The organism is Streptomyces sp. NPDC002690 (genome assembly GCF_053592415.1).
This window is the reverse complement of the sequence record NZ_JBSFVR010000693.1, coordinates 1-1659: the sequence shown is the minus strand read 5'-3', so window position 1 is coordinate 1659 and position 1659 is coordinate 1. Positions and strand designations below refer to the sequence as shown.

General features: G+C 75.5%; 2 pseudogenes. One reads left to right on the top strand and one right to left on the bottom strand.

The annotated features are described in order from the left end of the window. Positions 1-147 precede the first annotated feature (147 nt). Positions 148-336, top strand: a pseudogene (locus ACWD3D_RS36775) (hypothetical protein); the annotation flags it as partial. A 1236-nt stretch (positions 337-1572) separates the two neighbouring features. Here ACWD3D_RS36775 and ACWD3D_RS36770 read toward each other — a convergent pair. Beyond that, positions 1573-1659: pseudogene (locus ACWD3D_RS36770) on the bottom strand (amino acid ABC transporter permease); the annotation flags it as partial.

Sequence of the window (1659 nt, the reverse complement as noted above, 5' to 3'; positions counted from 1 at the left end):
CGCACGGGCCGGAGGACATCTCGCCGGTGGGCATGGCGGCGGCGGTCCACCTGGACCTGGCCGTGCACAACTTCGGCATCCAGGAGTACTCGGGGACACACACCGTACGGGGCGTTCGCGGAGGCGCTCGACGGCTGGCTCGCCGAGCACAGCGCGGCCGAGCGGGCCCGGGTCGGCTCCGAGTACCCCGAACTCGCCGCGTTCCTGCCGTCGCTCGGGCAGGTGGGGACGACCGGCGAGCGCAGTCCGGAGGAGGAACGGGACCGGCTGTTCCGGGCGAGCACGGCCCTCCTCGGCGATCTGGCGGCGGTCCGCCCGGTGCTGGTGGTGCTCGACGACCTGCACAGCGCCGACTCCGGTTCGTACCAGCTCCTCGGCCATCTGGCCCGGCGGGCGGTGCAGCGGGGGACGGCGCTGCGCTTCCTGGCGACCTACCGCGAGGAGGAGCTTCCCGACGGCGACGCGCGCCGTTCGGTCGTGGCCTCACTGATGCGCCAGCGCCTCTGCGTGCGCGAGGAGTTGGGGCGCCTCGACAAGGAGGCGTGCCTGGCGGTGGTACGGGACGCGGGGGGCGGGCCCCCCCACGGCGACGGGGCCCGCCGGGTGTGGGAACTCTCCCTCGGCAACCCGCTGTTCGCCCTCGAACTCGCCCGCGCCCTGCCCCGCGACGACATGGGCGACTACGCCCCCGAGGGCGTGCGGGACCTGGTGGCCGACCGGCTCGAACGGCTCGACACGGACGCGCGCCGCCTGGTCGAGGCGCTCTCGGTCGCCGGCGGTGACGCGGCCCTCTCGGAACTGCTCGACGTCGCCGAGCACGGGCTCAACCCGCAGGTGTCCGGCGCGGCGGCGGCCGACGCCCTGGAGCGCGCCATCGCCGCCTCGCTCGTCGAGGAACGGCACGTGGTGGTGGCCGGACGGCCCGAGGCCGGGGTCGCCTTCCGCCATCCGCTGGTCCGGCTGACCTGCTACGAGCAGCTGGCCGTGGTCCGCCGCAGGCAGTTGCACGCCGCGTTCGCGCAGGCGGTCCAGCGGCGGCGCCCCGACGCCGTCGACACCCTCGCCTCCCACTTCGCGCGCGCCGACGACCCGCGCGCGGCCGAGTACCTGCGCCGGGCCGCCGAACGGGCCGCCGCCCTGTACGCCAACGACGCCGCCGACCGCTACTACCGCGACCTGGTGGCCCGCCTCGACGTCGACGCGGCCCGCGCCCGGCTCGCGCACGCCCATGTCCTGCGCAGGATGGGCCACTTCGAGCAGGCCGCCGACGCGGTACGGCTCGCCCTGACCGAGTTCGAGCGGCGCGGCGACCACGACGACGCGGTCCTCGCGGCGGCGCTGCTCGCCGAGACGCTCGCCAAGACGAGCGGCCCGGGCACCGGCCTGCGGACCCTGCGGGACCACCCGGTGACCGAGGACACCGCACCGGAACCGGCCACCGGCCACTTCCTCGCCCTCTCCCTCATCCGCTGCGTCCAGGGCCGGTACATGGCCGGAGCCGAGGCTGCCCTCGACGCCCTGGCCGCCGCCCGGAACGTGCCGGGGACCCGCGGGCAGGGCCTGTCGGCCCGCGACGGTGTTCCGGACGCCTTCGAGGATCTGGTCGTTGAAAAAGTAGTCGGGTATCGCGCCCCAGTTGATGTCGCCCTGGGAGAACGC